This is a genomic window from Dysgonomonas massiliensis (assembly GCF_900240225.1).
Taxonomy (GTDB): Bacteria; Bacteroidota; Bacteroidia; order Bacteroidales; family Dysgonomonadaceae; genus Dysgonomonas; species Dysgonomonas massiliensis.
This window is the reverse complement of record NZ_OEPV01000002.1, coordinates 96,883-117,082: the sequence shown is the minus strand read 5'-3', so window position 1 is coordinate 117,082 and position 20,200 is coordinate 96,883. Positions and strand designations below refer to the sequence as shown.

Genomic DNA, 20,200 nt, shown 5'->3' with positions numbered 1-20,200 from the left:
GCGAAAAATGCTGGTATACTAAAATTTGTTTCCTCTGTATCAGAATTTATATGTCAGACCACCCATAATCGTGCCGGACCATCTTGCAATCTTATCATTATCGCTATCGTAGCGTCCTGAATGGAATTTGAAATTATTAGTCAGACTATATGCTCCACCTCCTGTAATAACGATTCCTACTCGTTCAATATTGAAACATAAGCGAATATTTGCATCCAGAGTTACCATTAACTTTGCATGAGGGTAGTATTGCCTATTCTTCGATTTTTGTTCGTAGCTATGTTGTTTGCTATAATGGCTATTGGCAATATATCCAAATGATGGGCCCAAATTGATTTCGAAATTTAATGGTATTTGTCCAAGTATAGAATATAGTATACTTTCTCCAAATGAATCATTTATATTATTTGAATTGTAAGGATCGTACTCAGTTTTGCTGCTTCCAGTCCTAAATGATGCGTATGTGGGAATTTTCATTCCCCAGCCTGCATTCATAAACTCTGATCCGTATATAATCGCTCCCGATCTAATACCGATATTAGGAGTTAAGAAACGCGCATAGTCTATATTATATGTAACAACGTTGTCATCTTCCCAGAATGTTGATCCTATATTTACTCCCATCTCGTTATCGAAATATTCATATTGTGCTTTCAGGTTTAAACAAACTGAAAGTGTAGTTAATGTTATTAAAATTACTTTTTTCATCTTTAGGTCTCGCGTTTAGTTATATTTTTGGCAAAGTTATATGTTTTTGAGGGTATCTAATCTGATATTATTTGTAAATTTGCGTCTTAATAATCTAATCATGAGTAAAGGACTAGTCATTTCGGATCTGATAAAAGGTGAGTTGAATCAATTTACAGCTTACTATCGTAATTCGATTTCTTCTGAAAACCCGCGCATTCAAGAAATAATTGATCATATTATGAATTCGCAGGGTAAACATATTCGCCCCCTGCTATTGTTGCTTTCTGCGAAGGCATGTGGTGAGGTGAATCAGGTTACTTATGATACAGCTATCACGGTAGAGTTAATTCATACAGCTTCTTTGATCCATGATGATGTAGTAGATGAATCGAAATTGAGACGTGGAAAACCTTCTGTTAATGCTATTTTTGACAATAAAATGGCTGTTTTGGTAGGCGACTATTTCCTTTCTACTTCCTTGATAAAAGCTGCATTGATCGGTAATCTTGAGATCATTACATATGTTTCTCAGCTGGGTAGGGTGCTGGCAGATGGTGAATTGAATCAGCTTTATCTTGTAAAGAAATCAATAGTCAATAAAGATGAATATTTTGAAGTAATCAAAAAGAAAACTGCTTCTTTGATTTCGACATGTATGCGTCTTGGGGCAATATCGGTCGGAGCTTCTCGTGAAGTATCAGAGGAGTTTGCCAGATTGGGCGAGATTGTTGGGATGTGTTTCCAGATGCGTGATGATATATTCGATTATTTCAGCGATGATGTGGGTAAGCCTACTGGTAATGATATTCGTGAAGGTAAAATTACTCTTCCTTTGCTGCATGCAATAGAGGTGGCTGCTGAAGAAGATGGAAAAAGAATATTAGATATTATCGAAGCAGATGATTTTAGCGATCAAAACGTAGAAATGCTGATCAATTATGCCAAAGATCATGGTGGAATCGAATATACTTATTCGGTGATTGATGAGTATAAGACCGAGGCAGAATCATTGCTCTACAAGATAGAGAATGAAGCTGTACGAGCTGAAATAAAATCTGTTTTAGATTACATCGTAGAAAGAAAATATTAAAATAAAAAAAGACTAACTTTTGGTTAGTCTTTTTCTTTATATCGTAATCTTTAATCTATATCGTTCATTAGATTCGAAATCAATCGGCTGGCTCCAATTCTGAAATATTCGCTATTCATATATTCTTCGCCCATTATCTCTTTCACTAGGGTATAGTATTTTACAGCTTCTTCTGTTGTTGCAATACCTCCCGATGCTTTGAATCCTACGCGACGTCCAGTCTTAGCTTCGTATTCTTTGATAGTTGTACACATTACGTAGGTTGCTTCTAAAGTAGCACCTGGATAACCTTTTCCGGTCGATGTTTTCAAGAAATCAGCACCCGAATATAAGGCTAGGATAGAGGCTTTTCTTATTTTTTCTGCACTTACAAGTGCACCGCTTTCAAGGATCACTTTAAGATGTGCATCGCGACAAGCATCTTTTTGTTCCATGATTTCTTCGCATACTTCCTCGTAGTTTTCTTCAAGGAATGCACCTACATTTAGAACGATATCTATCTCGTCAGCACCAGTTGCAATAGCCATTGCTGTTTCAGCTATTTTTACTTCCGTAAAGGTTTGCGAAGCCGGGAATCCACCCGATACACACGCAATATTTACATTTGCTGTCAATGCTTCTTTTACAACGGGAACCATATTAGGGAATACGCAGATGGCAGCAACGTTTTTCATGTCGGCTCTTGATCCTTCAAAATCGTTTACTTTTTCTGTTAGTTGCCATACACTTTCGCGTGTATCTGTTGTATTCAACGCTGTATTGTCGATGCAAGAATAGATTGTTTTATAAACTTCCTGATTGTTATTTGCTGCAAATCCTTTCTCAACTATTTCGTTCACTTTCGCTGTGATATCTGCGTCATTCAGCTTCAGATTATACTGATTCAAAGCTTCCTGATACTTTGTTTTTTCGTCCATCTTATTTTAGTTTTTCGTTGTTTAAATGCCTTGTTTTATCTCGATTAGTTTTTTTTTCAATATTCTTTTGCAATGCTTCTGTAAGATTTACTCCGGTCTGATTTGCCAGACATAGTAAAACCCATAGTACATCTGCCATTTCATCGCCTAGATCTTTGTTTAGATCCGATTTTTTGAATGACTGATCGCCATACGTACGAGCCATTATTCTTGCCAATTCTCCGACTTCTTCTGTGAGAATAGTCATATTTGTCAGTTCGTTGAAATATCTGACACCGTAAGTTTTGATCCAGTTGTCAACTTCTTCCTGAGCTTGTTGTATTGTCATTATTCTTTGTTTTTCGAGTCAATCCAGATTGTCACCGGGCCATCGTTAATCAGTTGTACTTTCATGTCGGCTCCAAACTCGCCCGTTTGTACATTCTGCCCGATTTTATCGCTTAGAGCTTTGCAAAATTGCTCATATAGCGGTATTGCTATGTTTGGTTTCGAAGCCTTGATATAAGATGGTCTGTTACCCTTCTTGGTAGATGCGTGCAGAGTAAATTGCGATACCACCAATGCTTGCGCATTGCTATCTATGGCAGAAATGTTCATTACTCCGTTTTCATCGTCAAAAATACGAAGATTGGCTATTTTAGCGGTTAGCCACTCAATATCTTCTTCTGTATCTGCATCTTCAATGCCAACCAACACTAGGAGGCCATATCCGATTTTCGATTTTACTTTATTATCTATTGTTACAGATGCTTGCGAAACGCGTTGTATAAGAGCTCTCATTAATATCCGGTATAAAATAAAGCCATATCTTTTGATTAGATATGACTTTAAAGGTACAAAATTATTAATTATTCAGTATTAAAATCTATTCTTGCTTAATTTTCTAGGTTGTTTTTAATTGATTTAAGAACAAATCCCAGATAGATACGGAAAATACCATAGATAATGAATGAAATTGCTGCTAAGCTAACTATAAATGTACCTCCGAATGCTGGGCTTATTATGAATATAATAGAGAATATTACTCCAAGTATCGCTGCAACCAAAAGCCATCCCCAACCTTTTATTCCCGATTTTTGTACTTCGATGGAGGATCCTATTGACCATATTGAACGGAACATAATCCAGAAACCTACTAAATAGATCATCAGAATGATGGTTAGTCCTGGTGCTGATAGTAGAACAATACCTATAAACAGATCAATAAGACCGCTGGCAAGATTCCATCCCCATCCGGTCAGATTTTTGCGATTTGTTATCGAAAATACTGTTTCTAATAATCCACTGAAAATAAATCCCCATGCAAATAATATTGCCAGAGTTAATAATGAGTTTAGAGGTTTTGCGATAAAAAGTATGCCTAAGGCTATTGCAAGTAGTCCTATCAATACCGATAGCCACCAATTTTTTGCAATTTTACAGTTTGAGTCTTTTAATTCTTTCATATCTCTTAATTTTATTGTTACTGTTAAAGTTACAAAATATTGAGATTATTATAAACTCATTAAAGCCCTTAAATTTGAGTGGGGTAGGTTGTTTTAGGAAAGATTAATTATTGGATTTAAAGTGTTCCCAGATGATTTTGGCCTTTTGTTGTCCAACAACTTCAGCAATTTCTTCTAATGTGCTCAATTTAATACGCTTTATGCTCTTAAAGTGCTTAAGTAGAGCTGTTTTTGTCTTTTCGCCTATACCTTTTATATGATCTAATTCGGATTCAACCTGTTTTTTACTTCTTTGTTTGCGATGAAAATTCAATCCGAATCTGTGTGCTTCATCTCTCATGTGAAGTATAACTTTCATTGATTCGGAGTTTTTATCAAGATATAGAGGAATTGGATCTTCGGGAAAATATATTTCTTCCAATCGTTCTGCTAATCCTACTATGGCTATTTTTCCATATAAGTCCAACTCTTTTAATGTTTCGCAAGCTACGGACAACTGCCCTTTTCCTCCGTCGACTACTATAAGTTGGGGTAGGGAAGCTCCTTCTTCCAGCATTCTGTGATAGCGTCTGTAAATGATTTCTCGCATCGTAGAGAAATCGTCTGGGCCTTCCACTGTCTTGACATTGAAATGGCGATACATGGATTTTGCGGGCTTGCCTTTTATGAAGACTACGCAAGCAGATACCGGATTGGTTCCTTGGATATTGGAGTTGTCGAAGCATTCGATATGCATAGGAAGCTCTTTTAGGTGTAAATCCTTTTGTATCTCTTTGATTACACGTGTGTTACGTTGTTCTGGATTTAATGTTTCTGCTTTTTTAAGCTTGTCTATCTTATATTGTTTTACATTTTGAATAGATAGCTTAAGAAGTTTTGCTTTATCTCCGCGTTGTGGAATAGTAAATTCTACTTTTTCGAGTTTTAATGATGGAATAAATGGTACAACTACCTCTTTAGCAGTCGATTCGTATCTTTCACGCATCTCGATGATCGCTATTCCAAGGATATCTTCCTTGTCTTCTTCTATTTTCTTACTGTATTCGAATGTATAGGCCTTCACAATAGCGCCATTGTTTACACTCATGTAGTTGATATATGCTGCTGAGTCATCTTCCTCGTAACCGTATATATCTATATTGTAGTTTACATTGGTAACTACTGTCGATTTTTGTTTGAATCCTTCTAGTATTTTATATTTCTCTTTTAGTTCGTGCGCCTTTTCGAAGTTCTGTTCCTCGGCAAACTGCATCATTTGTTTGTAGATTTTATCTAAAACAATCGATGTATTACCTTTAAGAATCTCTTTTATATTCTCGATATTTTCCAGATATTCATCTTCGGTTTGCAAGCCAATGCAGGGTCCTTTGCATCTTTTTATATGATATTCGAGGCAAGGTTTATACTTTCCATCTTCTATTTCTTTTGGAAGAAGTGCAAGTTTGCAAGTTCGAAGTGGATATATTTTGTGTAGAGTTTGGAGCATTATTTTTAGCCCTGCTCCGTTAGAGTAGGGGCCAAAGTATAACGACCCATTTCTAATGATATTTCGAGTTTGTTCAACGCGAGGAAAAAACTCTTTTCGAATAACGATTGATGCGTATGTTTTATCATCTTTCAACCTGATATTATATCTTGGCTGAAGTTGTTTGATAAGGTTATTTTCTAAGAGTAGGGTATCTTCTTCGGTATCGACAACGATGTATTTTATATCACGAATCTTACGAACTAATATTCGTGTTTTGGGAGATCGATCGTGATTTTTGTTGAAGTAAGAAGATACTCTTCTCTTTAGATTCTTTGCTTTTCCAACATAAATTATCTCGCCTTTTTCATCATAATATTGATAACAACCCGGTGTTTCGGGGATGTTTTTTATAATGTTTTTTAGGTTTTCCTGATAATCCATGAATATGATTTAACTTAAATATTATACTTAATTAGAGCCTCGATTTCTACGTCAGCTGGAAATAACTCACGACCTTTTAACTCTTCCAGTTCGATGATGAAGTTTACGTAAACTTTCTTTACTCCCATTCTTTTTACCAGTTTGTATGCTGCCAACATTGTTCCACCTGTTGCCAGTAAATCATCATGAAGTAGTACGACATCTTCTTCGTTGAGGGCATCTTTGTGGATTTGAATTTTGTCTATTCCATACTCTTTTTCGTAAGACTCTTCAAGAGTTTCAGCGGGTAGTTTTCCAGGTTTACGGATTGGAATAAATCCTGCATCTAATCCGAGTGCCATGATTGGCCCCATAATTAATCCGCGCGATTCAATGCCTACAACTTTTGTTATTCCTTTTTCTTTGTATAAGTCTATCAAAAGTTCCGAAAGCATTGATAGGCTTTTGTTTGTTTTGAATAGGGGAGTAACATCTTTGAATTGAATTCCCGGTATTGGAAAGTCAGGTATGTTTCTTACGGTTGATCTTAGATGAGCAATTTTTTCTTCGAATTCTTTAGTCATGATATTTCGTTGTTTCTTTAGTTTATTTTGAAGTTGTTTCACGTGGAACATGGCTTGTTGTCTGTATATGTTTCACGTGAAACAAAGAGATCTTATCTACCCAAAAGTACTAATAAAATCGATATGTCGTTAGGAGATATGCCAGGTATTCTACTTGCCTGTGCAATTGTCTCTGGATTTATTTTTGATAGCTTTTGTCTGGCTTCGGTAGATAGAGCTTGAATTTCTTCGTAGTTGAATCTGTCCTTAATACGAATATTTTCGAGACGACTGATTTTGTCTGCAATCAGCTTTTCTCTTTTTATATATCCATCATACTTTATTAAGATTTCCGAAGCCTCAATAATCTCTTCTTTTCTATTTCGAATCTTATCTAACTCTTCTCTGAAAGCAGGTACAAACTTAGCTATATTTTCTATCGAAACCTGAGGACGTGTGATCACATCTTTTAGTTTCATTTTTTGTTTTAAAGGAGAAGTTCCTAGTGATTCCAAACCTTCGTTTATATACTCAGGTTTTAAAGAATAGTCTGCTGCGAAATCAATAATTCGATCAATCTGTTCTTTCTTCTGATTAAGAAGATTCATGCGATCTTCTTTCACCAAACCGATTTTGTAACCCATTTCGGTCAATCGCATATCTGCATCGTCTTGTCTCAAAAGAATGCGATATTCTGCTCGTGACGTAAACATACGATAAGGTTCGTCGACACCTTTTGTTACTAAGTCGTCAATTAGAACTCCGATATATGCTTCGTCGCGTTTCAGTACAAATTCTTCTCCGCCATGTGCATTGATGTGCGCATTTATTCCGGCTATCAAACCTTGTCCGCCAGCTTCCTCATATCCGGTAGTTCCGTTTACTTGTCCGGCGAAGAATAGATTTTTGATTAGCTTAGTTTCTAGTGTATGCTTTAATTGTGTCGGGTCGAAAAAGTCATACTCTATTGCATAGCCCGGACGGAAGATGTGTACATCTCGGAAAGCAGGAACTTTTTGCAGAGCTTTAATTTGAATGTCGAGTGGGAGAGAAGATGAAAATCCATTTAGATAATATTCATGAGTAGTTTCTCCCTCGGGTTCTAAGAATAGTTGATGAGCATTCTTTTCGGCAAACGTTACAATTTTTGTTTCTACACTTGGGCAATATCGTGGACCTATACTTTGAATTTGTCCGTTGTATAGAGGAGAATCTACCAATCCATTTTTTAGGATTTCGTGGACTTCTTCATTCGTATATGTCATCCAGCAGCTAAGTTGTTTTAGCGGGCGAGGCTTGAAGTCGAGATAAGAGAATTTATGAAAATCGTCTTCTCCTTTTTGCTCGTCCATGATGCTGAAGTCAACGCTGCGTCCATCGATCCTTACCGGAGTTCCAGTCTTCATTCGGTCGGTTTTAAATCCTGCATCGCGAAGTTGTTCCGTAATCCCTGTTGTTGCAGGTTCAGATACACGGCCTCCTCCTAGTTGAACTTTGCCGACATGCATCAGACCATTCATGAAAGTTCCGGTTGTAAGTATAACCGTTTTTGCTGAAAATGTAACGCCGAATGCAGTTACTACACCGGTCACGGTTTTATCTTCAATAACGAACGATTTCACCGTATCTTGCCACATGTATAGGTTGTCGGTGTTTTCGATTATATCACGCCATTTTGCGATAAATTGGGCACGATCACTCTGCGCTCTTGGGCTCCACATTGCAGGACCTTTAGATCTGTTCAGCATGCGGAATTGGATAGCCGTATAGTCTGTGACTATCCCCATCTGACCTCCCAATGCATCTATCTCGCGCACAATCTGGCCTTTAGCAATCCCACCGACAGCGGGATTACAGCTCATTTGTGCTATTTTATTCATATCCATTGTTATCAATAGGGTCTTAGAACCCATATTGGCAGCGGCAGCAGCGGCTTCGCAGCCGGCATGGCCTGCACCGATAACAATTACGTCGTACTTAAAATTCATTCTTTATTTTACTAATCTGTTGTTATGTTTCTGTATATCAATTAGATATCTTGTTTTGTTGTGACAAGATGAACTCTCTTTTATGTCTATTCGATTAGAAATCAAATAATTAATTATTGCATTTGTGTTCTGTGCTTCATTGCGAACACAAAACTACAAAGTTACTAAAACCTTGTCAAATGAAAATCTAAATTGTAATATGACCTACAATAAATTAGATTTTTTTATGAAGGTGGCTTAAAGCTATATCCCTATGAGAATAAGAAATTTATGTATATTTGTAACTTTGCACAAAAGCGAATACACTTGTTATAACAAAATTATTTATAAATAGTTTACTATAAGAATATTATATGAAAATTGCATTAATCGGTTACGGAAAGATGGGACACGAAATTGAAGCTATAGCTCGTCAGAGAGGGCACGAAATAGTTTCGATAGTAGATATAAACAACGCTGACACGGCTTTTGACACGGCCGAGTTTAAAAGTGCCGACGTTGCAATTGAGTTTTCTACGCCACATTCGGCTATAGATAATTATCGTAAATGTTTCGCTGCTGGTGTAGCCGTTGTTGCAGGAACTACGGGTTGGCTCGAACACATGCCCGAAGTAAAAAAAGCTTGCGAAGAAAATGGAAAAACATTCTTTTATGCATCTAATTATAGTATAGGGGTAAATATCTTTTTTGCGGTAAATAAATATCTGGCAAAATTGATGAATGATCTCCCCGGATATGATGTTAAAATGGAAGAAGTGCATCATATTCATAAAATGGATGCTCCTAGCGGAACAGCGATTACTTTGGCAGAAGGTATTTTCGAAAATATTGAACGCAAAGATCGTTGGGTATTGGAGAAAGAAGAGAAGCCTACCGATTTAGCTATCCATTGCATCCGCGAGGGAGAAGTTCCGGGAATACACGAAATCGTTTACGAATCGGAAGCCGATATAATCAGCATCAAACATGATGCAAAAAGCCGTAAAGGATTTGCTCTCGGAGCGGTGATGGCTGCCGAATTTACGAATGGTAAAAAAGGATTTTTAGGAATGAGCGATATGCTTAAATTTTAAAATAAAAAGAAATGACTGACTACAAACAACAAGATTCGGAAAAGACCTCTAAATCGAAACCAAGTTTCAGACAATGGTTTTGGGGTATATTTGCCTGCTTGGCTACTATTGCATTCGTTATCTGGACGGGTTATTATGCAGTATTGATCTTAATTCCGGTCTTCATCGATATCTATATTACGAAATTCATTCCTTGGGGAAAATGGAAAGAATCGAAAAATCCGGTTGTAAAGAAGATTTTGGATTGGGTTGATGCCATTTTGTTTGCTTTGGTCGCAGTATATGTGATCATGACTTTCTTTTTTCAGAATTACCAGATACCTACTTCTTCGCTCGAAAAATCGCTTTTGGTTGGCGACTTCTTGTGTGTGAATAAGATGGTATATGGAGCTCGATCGCCGATGACTCCGCTTTCGTTTCCTCTGATGCAGCATACTGTGCCTATTTTCGGAGGAAAATCGTATTTCGAGAATCCTAAATTAGAATATAAACGCTTTAAAGGTTTACGTTCGGTTGAACGATATGATATCGTTGTTTTCAACTATCCATCAGGAGATACAGTAGCCTTGAATATGCAAAATCAAGACTACTATGATTTAGTTGACAGATATGGCTGGCAAAGAGTGAACTCGGAAGAGGCTACTTTTGGTAAGATTGTTTATCGTCCGGTCGATCGCCGTGAGAATTACGTAAAACGATGCGTTGGTTTACCTGGAGATATTTTGGAAATCAGAAATGATTCTACTTTTATCAATGGTAAACTATTGGATAATCCTGAATATATGCAGCTGATGTATTGCGTGCAAACTGATGGGACACCTATTTCTACTACTGTGTTTGATGAATTAGGAATCAGTAAAGATGATCAAGCTGATATATCCGTTCAAGACAGTATATCATTGACTAAATCTCGCTTAAACTCGAATATACCTAAAGGAAGCTTGTTATATATGAGTGTAAATATGACTAAGGAAATGCTTATGAAGATGCAGGCAAAACCTTTTGTTCAAAAAATATATACATATAGTGAGTATTACGAGGATCTGAAACTCTTAAATCCGGAGAGAATAGATAACGTTCAAAAAGTATACCCAATAACCTATTATAGAAGAATCCCGCTAGGTAATTACCCGGCAACATGGATTCCGAAGAAAGGCGAAACTCTTTATTTTGACGATCATGTCGATTATAAAGTGGCGGCTTACGGACGTTGTATAAAGAATTACGAAGGGAACGATTTCGAATATCGTGATGGTAAAGTTTATATCAATGGATCGGAAGCTACTTCTTATACTTTCAAATATGATTACTACTTTATGATGGGTGATAATCGCGATAAATCGGCAGATTCTCGTTTGTGGGGCTTTGTTCCCGAAGATCATATCGTAGGTTCGCCAATGTTCATCTGGTTGTCGTTTGATAAGGATAAAAAAGGATTCGGTAGTATCCGTTGGGAGCGTATTTTTACGAATGGAAATAAGAATAAATAAAGCTTTTAAAAAGTCTTAGACTGGAGAATGGATTTTTATTTATCAACAGCATACTTGGCTCCGGTGCAGTATTATTCAAAGATACTCGCCGGAGACCGTATTTTTATAGAGCGATGCGAAAACTATGTGAAGCAAAGCTATCGTAATCGTTGCAACATCGTTTCGGCAAATGGTGTAATTCCTCTGTCGATACCCGTGGAACATAATTCGGGAGTGAAAATTCTATCGAAAGATGTTCGTATTGCCGATCATGGCAATTGGCAGCACATGCATTGGAATGCTATAATCTCAGCATACAACTCGACTCCCTTTTTCGAGTATTATCAGGATGATTTTGCACCTTTCTACCATAAGAAGTACGACTTTCTTTTCGATTTCAACGAGGAATTGAGAGAGCTTATTTCTACTTTGATTGGGTTGAATATGGAAAAGCTCAGTTATACCCACGAATATAAAACTGATTTCAGCCCAAATGAAGCCGATTTTCGCAGTTTAATTCATCCTAAGAAGGATTGGGTGGAACAGGATCAGAATTTTGCTGTAAATCGCTATTATCAGGTTTTTGAGCAACGATTCGGCTTTGTTCCTAATATGAGTATTATTGATTTGCTTTTCAATATGGGGAATGAAAGTATCTTGGTTTTGCAGGATTCAATTACATAGCTCTTTGTTAATTTCAGTGGTATCAGCATATCAAACAGAAAGTCTGTCAGATATGCTTTTTAATTCCTTACAGTTTTAGTTACCTGGAAAATGAAGAAGGTCATTATCCCGAAAGTAAATCCTACTGCTAGTAGTGAATCGGTGCGAATATTGAAATGATACATCATGAGTAGCCATACATTGCTAAGAACAATGTATATCACTGCGTTTGAACTGATACTGACTAATACCTTATTAGGTTCTCCAATAGATCCCAATTTCTTAAAAATCAGAAAGAGTAGATATACGGGGAATGCTGCTAGTGTAAGCCATAATGTGTCAGGAGGAAATCGATTTATAGGTGCACCTAGTAATATTGCAATGAAAGATATAGCTGTAATTATTACGCTAGCCCAGAAAATGTTCTTATTAAAGACAATTTTGTTTTTAGCTAGATAAGCTCCAAATAGAAAGTATGGAAAATATTGAAGTACCGGAAAGCTGAAAAAACGATCACTACCGATAAATATACCTAGAAAATTTGGTATATGCTGGTATGGTATTGCGAAAGGTGATAAAAAGCAGATAGCTGTGAAAAGCAGTAGAATGTACGGACGATCAATTAACTTGATAATTAATGGCCCTGCAATATACGATATAATTGCTATTCCTGCATAAGCGAGTAAGAATTCTGACAATGGAGGTATAGTCTGAAAACATAAAATAGACAGAAGAGATTCGGCTGTAACGCTCCAATTATGTCCGTAAAATAGCAATGTAGAAGCTCCGGCACAGATATAATACATCAGGAGTATTTTGACTGAACCTTTTAATATGCGCTTTTTCTTATTAGCATAGTCTTTGAAATATACTATCTGATAAGAAAAGCCAAAACAAAATATAAATGCTCTAAATATAATCAATCGACATAGATCTATATACAAATTGTCGATTGTACCTGGAGTATTATATGTCAGGCCAATTGTATGAGATAAAATCATACCCAACAAGAGTGTCGCTTTTAGGTAGTCTATCGATAATTCTCTTTTCTTTAAAGGATTGCTTGAGTTTGTTATCGTCAAAGCTGTGAAATTTTAACGCAGCAAAGATAGTAAAATTACATATATTGTATCTCTCTATTTATTTCTTTTATATTGGGTAGGCTTTTCCTAGAGGTCTTAGTGTTATGATATATAAGTAAGTTTATCAATATTCAAAGATATATGACATGAGGAAAAGTACTAATAAATGCGATTTTTAGTAATATTCTTATCAAATAAAAATAACGTGAAAAGTGTATACAAGTGTTACTTTTTCAACTCACACTCTATGTGTCGAACACGAGGAATGACTAGTTCATCTTCGATGTAGGTGTGTACTGCAAGATCTTCTTCACTGATGTATAGATCCATCAAGAGATTCGTAAGTAGTAGTTGATCTCCTTTCTCGGATGGAATGTATTTAAGTAATATCTGCTTCAACTCATCCATCTTGCCTTCTATGTCATCGTGTCTGTCTTTGAATACATCAATTGTGTAATCTTCTTGGTATAATTGTTTGTTCAGGAGAGAACGGATGTATGGAAATACGACTTCATCTTCGTAAGTCATATGTTCGTATACATCGTTACTGTATCTGTCGAAGAAGCGTAAAATCATTTCGCTTATATTCTGATCTGAGCTATCCAAAAGGTTTTTTAGCTTACGACGAAGATTCGGGAGTTGTATATTGATGAAATGGTTGTGTGACATTTCCAAATAGTCGAGGAAAGGCTTCAGAGGAAGGCTTTCAAATGCTTCTTCAACATTCAGGGTTGATTTGTTTGATTGGAAGTTAGCCAGAAAAATAAAGCAGTCTGCATCGAATCCGTTTGCTTCACATACAGCTTTTATGCTTTTATCTCCGAATCCCAACGAGATATTCAGACGGTGAAGTAGTTGTAGCAAGTGATAGTCGGCATCGATAAGATCCGACATCTTCATATTTTTATTGAAAACTATAGTTACGTTCTTCATTTTGTTTAATACTTAATCGGTTCTTAATCTTGGTATTTGATCTCAGATATATCAACCAATTTGTTGATGATTGCATATATAATAAGTCCCGAAGCACTGTGTATCTTAAGTTTGCGTGACATATTACGACGATGCGTAATGACGGTATGTATTGAAATGTTGTGGTAATCGGCAATTTCTTTGTTGCTCATGCCTTTAACAACACTTACAAGAATTTCTTTCTCACGATCGCTTAGTTCTTCGGTATCCGACTGCTTTGCATCTTTATTAAGTGCCTCTTGGAGTATGTCGTCAATTTTTGATTCCGAATCGTTGATCCTCAATATGGCGTCGTAAGAGCGATAGAACTTTTCGTCAATTAGGTTATAGACCAAAGCAATGATAGTCATATCTTTTTCAAGATTGAATTGCTGGCGTATGTCTGATCTATTGGCGTGACCAAAAAGCATCGGATTGATAACCAGAGCATCGGGCTGAGCCATATTGAGCTGGTGATTGAGATCTTCCATCTCTTTTAGCTCGATGACTTTCGATACGATAGATGATTGAGAGAGTACATACACCAATCCTTTACGGATGATATATGATGGTTCGGCTACCGCTATTACATTCTTTTTGTTCAGCATCTAGTGTTGTTATATAGAATCATTCTTAATTATGCAAATTACGTGATAATTATTGGTTTATGCAAGATATATACAAATTTTAGGGGCTATAAAAAGTTTCTATACTAATTACAGACTGTGTGTTTTTGTTGTAGCTTTGTAGCTAAAAGAAAGGAAATTACAATATTTATGATAGATTTCAAAACGATTACGCTATCCGATAAAGCTACATTTGATGTTTGCTTGCAAGGAAATAGATACCGTACATGCGATTTTTGCTTTGCAAATTTATATGCTTGGAGAGAGCGTTTTCGCACAGAATACACAATAATCAAAGAAACGCTATTTCTCCGTCTTAAAGAGCTTGACGGGCAGATTTATTATATGATGCCCATTGGTAGAATGGGGCTGAAAGAAGCTTTCGATCTGATAAGATCCGATGCAGAAGAGCGAAGAATACCCTTTCAGATGAAGGGCATTTCGCAGTGGATGTTTAACGATATAGACGCTGCTATGCCTGGCGAATATGAATATATTCATGATAGAGATAACGATGAGTATGTTTATCTGTCAGAAAAGCTGATCACGTTGAGTGGAAAAAAACTTCAGAGTAAGCGTAATCATATAAATCGTTTTCAGAAGGATAATCCCGATTGGCATTATTTTCCTTTAACATCGCAGACTGACTATCAAGAATGTTTGTATATGCTTGACGAATGGGAATCTACCGATAAAGCTAACGCAGACAAGTCTATTCGCTATGATTATATTGCGACAAAAGAAATGTTGGATAATTTCGAATATCTGGGGCTTCGAGGAGGAGCAATTCGTGTCAATGGCAAGATTGTGGCATTTACAGTTGGCGAGCCTTTGAATGAAGATTACTTTGTTGTTCATGTTGAAAAAGCTTTTGGCGAAATTAATGGAGCCTATACTATAATCAATCAGCAATTTATAGCGAATGAAGCTTCCGAATTTAAATATATCAACCGAGAGGAAGATATGGGGCTTGAAAACCTTCGTAAAGCGAAAGAGTCATATTACCCCGAATTCCTTCTTCACGAGGGTATTCTAAAGATCAAAAATCGATGATTGTATTTTCAGACAGATCCTTAACACCGACAGTCCGTTCTATATGGAAGACTGTTTTTGAAGACTCGGACGAATATATCGATCTGTTCTTTTCGCGTCAATATAAGCCTGAAAATACGCTCATATATTTTGAGGAAAATACCCCTGTTGCAGCTTTGCAAATGGTAGAATATTCCATTTCTTTTTATGGAGAGATCATCCCTTTTTACTATCTGGTAGGTCTTTCTACGTTACCTGAATATCGAGGTAAAGGATATATGGGCGAACTGATTACGCGTGCCCATAAAGTGATGCAAAAACGTGGTATTCACTTGTCTGTATTGGTTCCAGCTGAAGAGTCGTTGTTTGCATATTATGAAAGATTTGGTTATCAACAGATTTCGGAAGAAAGAGATGCCCCTCTAGACTTGAAAGAACATTTGGTTTGTTGCGAGGATTGGGAAACAATATATAATGATTTTGATGTAATCTACAATGAACGAGATTTCTGTGTACAGAAATCATTCTGTGATTTTATAACTATTGTAGATGAACTAAACCTTGCCGAGAGGAATGGAGATCCTTTGCCTAAGACTAATCTAGCCTCCATGGCTAAAATAATCGATATAGACTATTTTTTGAGCTTGTATGCTTTAGGAAATCCTGATAAAGAGGTTGTAATCCGAATAATAGATAGAGATACTTATCGCATAGCAAATGGTCGAATAATAGAAACTAGTAGAGAACCCGATCTAATAGTAGATGAAAGTCAATTGTGTGGTTTATTGTTTGGCTTCAGAACCGAAGGCTTGGAACCAAAGATTTATAACCTGTTCCCGCAGCGTCAAGTTATCATCAATTTAATGCTTGAGTAAGTTCGGGTAAAGTCCTTTATTCGGGGAACTTACTATAATAATGGATCGACTTTGAAATGTTTTTTATACTTTTGGTCGTAATTAACTAGTATCGACTTGAATGAGAACTACCAATAGAATAAGAGCATCTTTACAAGAGAATAAGTACCCTTTAATTTTATTGCTAATCTATAGCATTTTGGCTGTGTTTTTCTGCTCCAAGATGTCTCCCTTATATCCTATAAACGAGTGGTCGGATATCAATCTATACTTCAATATTGGTAAGGCTATAGCAAATGGTAAAGTACTTTATCTAGAGGTCTTTGATCATAAAGGTCCGATGATCTTCTTTTTGTATGCAGTGGGCTATCTTATATCGAACGACTCTTTTTTAGGTATGTTTATTATAGAGAGTTTAGCATGGATAACACTTAGCTTTACTGCTTATTACACAGCTCTATTATTTCTGGATAAGGGTTATTCTTTCTTGGTAGCCATTGCTTTTCTTCCGTTGTTCATGTCACATACCGAGCAGGGAGGTTCGGCAGAAGAATTTATAGCCGTATGTATAGGGATTAGTTTGTATTTGTTTATACGATTTTACAAGGATCCTCGCGAGCATAACTATCGTTATATGTTTGTTCATGGCATAATGTGGGGAATTGTACTTCTGACCAAATTTACGCTTACAATATTCTGGATTCCAATGCTATTGGCTATAGGTCTTATTTTGATACAAAATAAAGAGTATAAGAATCTAGTTATTAATATCGCTGTTTTCTTGTTTGGAGGCTTAGTCGTTGTTGTTCCAATATTTCTATACTTTGTAGCTACAGATTCTATGGCTAATGCTATAGAGGCGTATATCACGGTGAATATGACTCAGGCTGAAACCTCGGATTCGATTTTGGTTAATCTTATTGTCCGTTTCTATCAGCGACTTCGTTTCGAGACGATAGAATTCTCTATTTTGCTTTTGGGAGCTATTGCCTTTCCGTTGATATTCATTCGTAATATTATTGCGAAAATAGGGCTCGTATTGGGCTTTCTGTCATTGTTCGCAGTGGTGTTTATGATCAACTATTTCTTCTATTATTCTATCCCATACTATATATACGGAATACTGGGTCTGATAGTAATTGCCTATTATCTGAAGAGGTATATTCAGATTCGTTTTGCTTGGCATCTGGCTGCATTCTTCCTGTTTGTAGGATTGTCTGTATCAATAGGAGAGAAGAACTACTTCCGTTTAATATCTAGAGAGCTTCAACGTAAAGATTCGCCTCGAGGAGTAATGTTCCAATTTGCGGATGTCGTTTCGAAGGAGAAGAATCCTACACTATTGAATACTTCGTTGGATGAGGCGAATGCCATATTCACGTTGGCCAATATTGTTCCTAATGTACGATATTTTCTGACGCCCAATTTATCTTATGCTCAATATCCCAAGATGCGTGACGAGCAGGAGAAGTATATAGAGAATAGGGAGGTTCAGTTTGTTGTGCTGAGTTCGAAGGCTCGTAATTATGAGCATTTCAGTTCCTTTGCTCCTTTGCACGAGAATTATGAACTAGTTGACACATATACCGAATACAGCTATACTGACTTTTACTTGTATAAACTGAAGGAGTGAGTTGATTAAGCCAAAATAGAAAAAGGGTATCAAATCGATACCCTTTTTCTGTATTATGTGGATTGCGAATTACATCATTCCACCCATTCCGCCGCCCATAGGCATTGCTGGAGCTGGATTTTCTTCTTTCTTATCAGCAATGATGCATTCTGTTGTCAAGAACATACCTGCGATAGAAGCTGCATTCTCAAGAGCAACACGAGTAACTTTAGCTGGGTCGATAACACCTGCAGCATTTAAGTTTTCGTAGATGTCAAGACGAGCATTGTAACCGAAGTCGCCTTTGCCTTCACGTACTTTTTGTACAGCTACTGCACCTTCTTTTCCACCATTGCTTACGATCTGGCGAAGAGGTTCTTCGATAGCGCGTTTGATGATTTCGATACCTGTTGTTTCGTCATCGTTTTCGCCTTTTAATCCTTCTAGTGAATCGATAGCACGAATGTATGCTACACCACCTCCAGGAACTGTTCCTTCTTCGATAGCAGCACGAGTTGCAGATAGAGCATCGTCAACACGATCTTTTTTCTCTTTCATTTCAACTTCTGATGGAGCACCTACGTAAAGAACTGCTACACCACCTGCCAATTTAGCAAGACGTTCTTGAAGTTTTTCGCGATCGTAATCCGATGTTGTTTTCTCGATTTGAGCTTTGATTTGACCTACACGAGCTGCGATAGCGTCTTTGTCGCCAGCACCGTTTACGATAGTTGTATTGTCTTTGTTGATAGTTATTTTATCAGCTGTACCTAGCATTTCGATAGTAGCAGCTTCAAGTTTGATGCCTTTTTCTTCCGAAATTACGATACCGCCTGTAAGTGTAGCGATATCTTCAAGCATTTCTTTACGGCGATCACCGAATCCAGGAGCTTTAACAGCAGCAATTTTCAAACCTGCACGTAGACGGTTTACTACCAATGTAGTCAATGCTTCAGAGTCGATATCTTCGGCAATGATCAATAGTGAACGGCCTGATTTAAGAGCAGCTTCAAGGATTGGAAGGATATCTTTCAATACAGAGATTTTTTTGTCGTAGATCAAGATATATGGGTTTTCTAGATCTGCTTCCATTTTCTCAGTATTAGTTACGAAGTATGGAGAAATGTAACCACGATCGAATTGCATACCTTCAACTATATCAACATAAGTTTCAGTTCCTTTAGCTTCTTCAACTGTGATAACACCTTCTTTTTTCACTTTGCCCATTGCCTCTGCAATCAGTTTACCGATTGTTTCGTCGCCGTTAGCCGAGATTTTTGCAACGTGTTCTATTTTTTCAAGATTGTCGCCAACTTCAACTGCTTGAGCTTTGATGTTTTCTACAACTTTAGCAACAGCTTTGTCGATACCGCGTTTCAAATCCATTGGGTTTGCACCTGCAGTAACGTTTTTCAAACCTACGCTGATGATTGATTGAGCAAGTACAGTTGCTGTAGTTGTTCCGTCACCTGCATCGTCGTTTGTTTTCGAAGCAACTTCTTTTACTAGTTGAGCACCCATGTTTTGGAATGCTTCTTCCAATTCGATTTCTTTAGCTACCGAAACACCATCTTTAGTGATGTGCGGAGCGCCGAATTTCTTTTCGATAATTACATTACGACCCTTTGGTCCTAGTGTTACTTTTACTGCATTAGCCAACGCGTCAACACCTTTTTTTAGTTCGTCGCGAGCATCTATATTGAATTTAATTTCTTTTGCCATGATTGTATGTTGTTTTTTGAGGTTAGACTTAGATAATTGCTAAAATATCAGATTGACGCATGATTAAGAATTTCTCGCCATCCAATTCGATTTCAGTTCCGGCATATTTACCAAAAAGAACCTGATCCTGAGGTTTAACAACCATTTCTTCATCTTTTGTTCCGTTTCCTACTGCTACAACTTCGCCTTTCAACGGTTTTTCCTTAGCTGTGTCCGGAATAATAATCCCTCCTACTGTTTTTTCTTCTGCTGCAGCAGGCTTGATAAGCACTCTGTCTGCTAATGGTTTAATGTTCATAATTGTTAATTTTTTGAGTTGTATTTTATGTTTTAATTTATTTGAAAATATTACGTAAAGTTCATATGCGAAATGTATGCCAAAAATCAATGCCCTTTGTTATCTGTCAAAAATGCAGAAAATATGATTTTACTATAAATCGCCAACTGACATTCTGTCCACTGATTATTCATTTTATAATGCATCTCGTATTGATTTTATGTTCATCGCTTAATGGTCTGTAGATCAGTTGTATTT

At 36.8% G+C, this 20,200-nt stretch carries 20 protein-coding genes; 7 read left to right on the top strand and 13 right to left on the bottom strand.

What is annotated here, in order from left to right:
* Nucleotides 1-39 precede the first annotated feature (39 nt).
* The gene (locus C1A06_RS02690; RefSeq protein WP_101688688.1) at nt 40-708 is read right to left on the bottom strand and encodes a hypothetical protein; all 669 of its coding nucleotides are present in this window, start codon (nt 706-708) and stop codon (nt 40-42) included.
* A gap of 100 nt (nt 709-808) precedes the next feature.
* Here C1A06_RS02690 and C1A06_RS02685 point away from each other — a divergent pair, with 100 nt between their 5' ends.
* Complete coding sequence (locus tag C1A06_RS02685; protein ID WP_101688687.1) at nt 809-1,780, top strand: polyprenyl synthetase family protein; 972 nt, start codon at nt 809-811, stop codon at nt 1,778-1,780.
* Nucleotides 1,781-1,830: 50 nt separating this feature from the next.
* Here the strand turns inward: C1A06_RS02685 and deoC are convergent, their stop codons facing one another.
* The 7 genes from deoC to mnmG form a co-directional block, all read right to left on the bottom strand.
* Nucleotides 1,831-2,697, bottom strand: a complete 867-nt coding sequence (deoC, locus tag C1A06_RS02680) for a deoxyribose-phosphate aldolase (protein ID WP_101688686.1) — start codon at nt 2,695-2,697, stop codon at nt 1,831-1,833.
* 1 nt (nt 2,698) lies between these two features.
* Complete coding sequence (locus C1A06_RS02675) at nt 2,699-3,025, bottom strand: nucleotide pyrophosphohydrolase (RefSeq protein ID WP_101688685.1); 327 nt, start codon at nt 3,023-3,025, stop codon at nt 2,699-2,701.
* On the bottom strand, nt 3,025-3,477 hold the full coding sequence (dtd, locus tag C1A06_RS02670; protein WP_101688684.1) for a D-aminoacyl-tRNA deacylase: 453 nt from the start codon (nt 3,475-3,477) through the stop codon (nt 3,025-3,027). The genes C1A06_RS02675 and dtd overlap by 1 nt, the downstream gene beginning before the upstream one ends.
* A gap of 95 nt (nt 3,478-3,572) precedes the next feature.
* Nucleotides 3,573-4,142: an HdeD family acid-resistance protein gene (locus C1A06_RS02665; RefSeq protein WP_101688683.1), complete on the bottom strand. Its 570-nt coding sequence runs from the start codon at nt 4,140-4,142 to the stop codon at nt 3,573-3,575.
* 103 nt (nt 4,143-4,245) lie between these two features.
* Complete coding sequence (gene uvrC, locus C1A06_RS02660; RefSeq protein ID WP_101688682.1) at nt 4,246-6,051, bottom strand: excinuclease ABC subunit UvrC; 1,806 nt, start codon at nt 6,049-6,051, stop codon at nt 4,246-4,248.
* A gap of 14 nt (nt 6,052-6,065) precedes the next feature.
* Nucleotides 6,066-6,614, bottom strand: a complete 549-nt coding sequence (locus C1A06_RS02655; RefSeq protein ID WP_245871997.1) for an adenine phosphoribosyltransferase — start codon at nt 6,612-6,614, stop codon at nt 6,066-6,068.
* Nucleotides 6,615-6,706: 92 nt separating this feature from the next.
* Complete coding sequence (gene mnmG / locus C1A06_RS02650; protein ID WP_101688681.1) at nt 6,707-8,581, bottom strand: tRNA uridine-5-carboxymethylaminomethyl(34) synthesis enzyme MnmG; 1,875 nt, start codon at nt 8,579-8,581, stop codon at nt 6,707-6,709.
* 353 nt (nt 8,582-8,934) lie between these two features.
* On the opposite strand from mnmG, the gene dapB reads away from it, so the two are divergent.
* The 3 genes from dapB to C1A06_RS02635 are packed head-to-tail and all read left to right on the top strand — an operon-like array spanning nt 8,935 to nt 11,807.
* The gene (gene dapB, locus C1A06_RS02645) at nt 8,935-9,654 is read left to right on the top strand and encodes a 4-hydroxy-tetrahydrodipicolinate reductase (RefSeq protein WP_101688680.1); all 720 of its coding nucleotides are present in this window, start codon (nt 8,935-8,937) and stop codon (nt 9,652-9,654) included.
* 11 nt (nt 9,655-9,665) lie between these two features.
* Complete coding sequence (gene lepB / locus C1A06_RS02640; protein ID WP_101688679.1) at nt 9,666-11,144, top strand: signal peptidase I; 1,479 nt, start codon at nt 9,666-9,668, stop codon at nt 11,142-11,144.
* 27 nt (nt 11,145-11,171) lie between these two features.
* Complete coding sequence (locus C1A06_RS02635; RefSeq protein ID WP_101688678.1) at nt 11,172-11,807, top strand: WbqC family protein; 636 nt, start codon at nt 11,172-11,174, stop codon at nt 11,805-11,807.
* A 59-nt stretch (nt 11,808-11,866) separates the two neighbouring features.
* On the opposite strand, the gene C1A06_RS02630 is transcribed toward C1A06_RS02635, so the two are convergent.
* The 3 genes from C1A06_RS02630 to C1A06_RS02620 all read right to left on the bottom strand — a co-directional run bounded on the left by C1A06_RS02630 (nt 11,867) and on the right by C1A06_RS02620 (nt 14,427).
* Nucleotides 11,867-12,868, bottom strand: a complete 1,002-nt coding sequence (locus tag C1A06_RS02630) for an acyltransferase family protein (protein ID WP_101688677.1) — start codon at nt 12,866-12,868, stop codon at nt 11,867-11,869.
* A gap of 225 nt (nt 12,869-13,093) precedes the next feature.
* Nucleotides 13,094-13,801 (bottom strand): hemerythrin domain-containing protein, encoded by a 708-nt coding sequence (locus C1A06_RS02625; RefSeq protein ID WP_101688676.1) that lies wholly within the window; start codon nt 13,799-13,801, stop codon nt 13,094-13,096.
* Between the two features lie 23 nt (nt 13,802-13,824).
* A complete protein-coding gene (locus C1A06_RS02620) occupies nt 13,825-14,427 on the bottom strand; it encodes a LuxR C-terminal-related transcriptional regulator (protein WP_101688675.1) in 603 nt (200 codons plus the stop codon).
* A gap of 168 nt (nt 14,428-14,595) precedes the next feature.
* Between C1A06_RS02620 and C1A06_RS02615 the strand changes: the two genes are divergently transcribed.
* The 3 genes from C1A06_RS02615 to C1A06_RS02605 all read left to right on the top strand — a co-directional run bounded on the left by C1A06_RS02615 (nt 14,596) and on the right by C1A06_RS02605 (nt 17,964).
* Nucleotides 14,596-15,498 carry a DUF2156 domain-containing protein gene (locus C1A06_RS02615; RefSeq protein ID WP_101688674.1) on the top strand — a complete coding sequence of 301 codons (903 nt, stop codon included), beginning with the start codon at nt 14,596-14,598 and terminating at the stop codon, nt 15,496-15,498.
* The gene (locus C1A06_RS02610; RefSeq protein ID WP_101688673.1) at nt 15,495-16,352 is read left to right on the top strand and encodes a GNAT family N-acetyltransferase; all 858 of its coding nucleotides are present in this window, start codon (nt 15,495-15,497) and stop codon (nt 16,350-16,352) included. Before C1A06_RS02615 ends, C1A06_RS02610 begins: the two co-directional genes overlap by 4 nt.
* A 202-nt stretch (nt 16,353-16,554) precedes the next feature.
* Complete coding sequence (locus C1A06_RS02605; protein ID WP_245871986.1) at nt 16,555-17,964, top strand: glycosyltransferase family 39 protein; 1,410 nt, start codon at nt 16,555-16,557, stop codon at nt 17,962-17,964.
* A gap of 69 nt (nt 17,965-18,033) precedes the next feature.
* Here the strand turns inward: C1A06_RS02605 and groL are convergent, their stop codons facing one another.
* Together groL and C1A06_RS02595 are read right to left on the bottom strand one after the other, a co-directional pair.
* On the bottom strand, nt 18,034-19,665 hold the full coding sequence (gene groL, locus C1A06_RS02600; protein WP_101688671.1) for a chaperonin GroEL: 1,632 nt from the start codon (nt 19,663-19,665) through the stop codon (nt 18,034-18,036).
* Between the two features lie 28 nt (nt 19,666-19,693).
* Nucleotides 19,694-19,963, bottom strand: coding sequence for a co-chaperone GroES (locus C1A06_RS02595; protein ID WP_101688670.1), 270 nt, complete (start codon nt 19,961-19,963; stop codon nt 19,694-19,696).
* Nucleotides 19,964-20,200 lie beyond the last annotated feature (237 nt).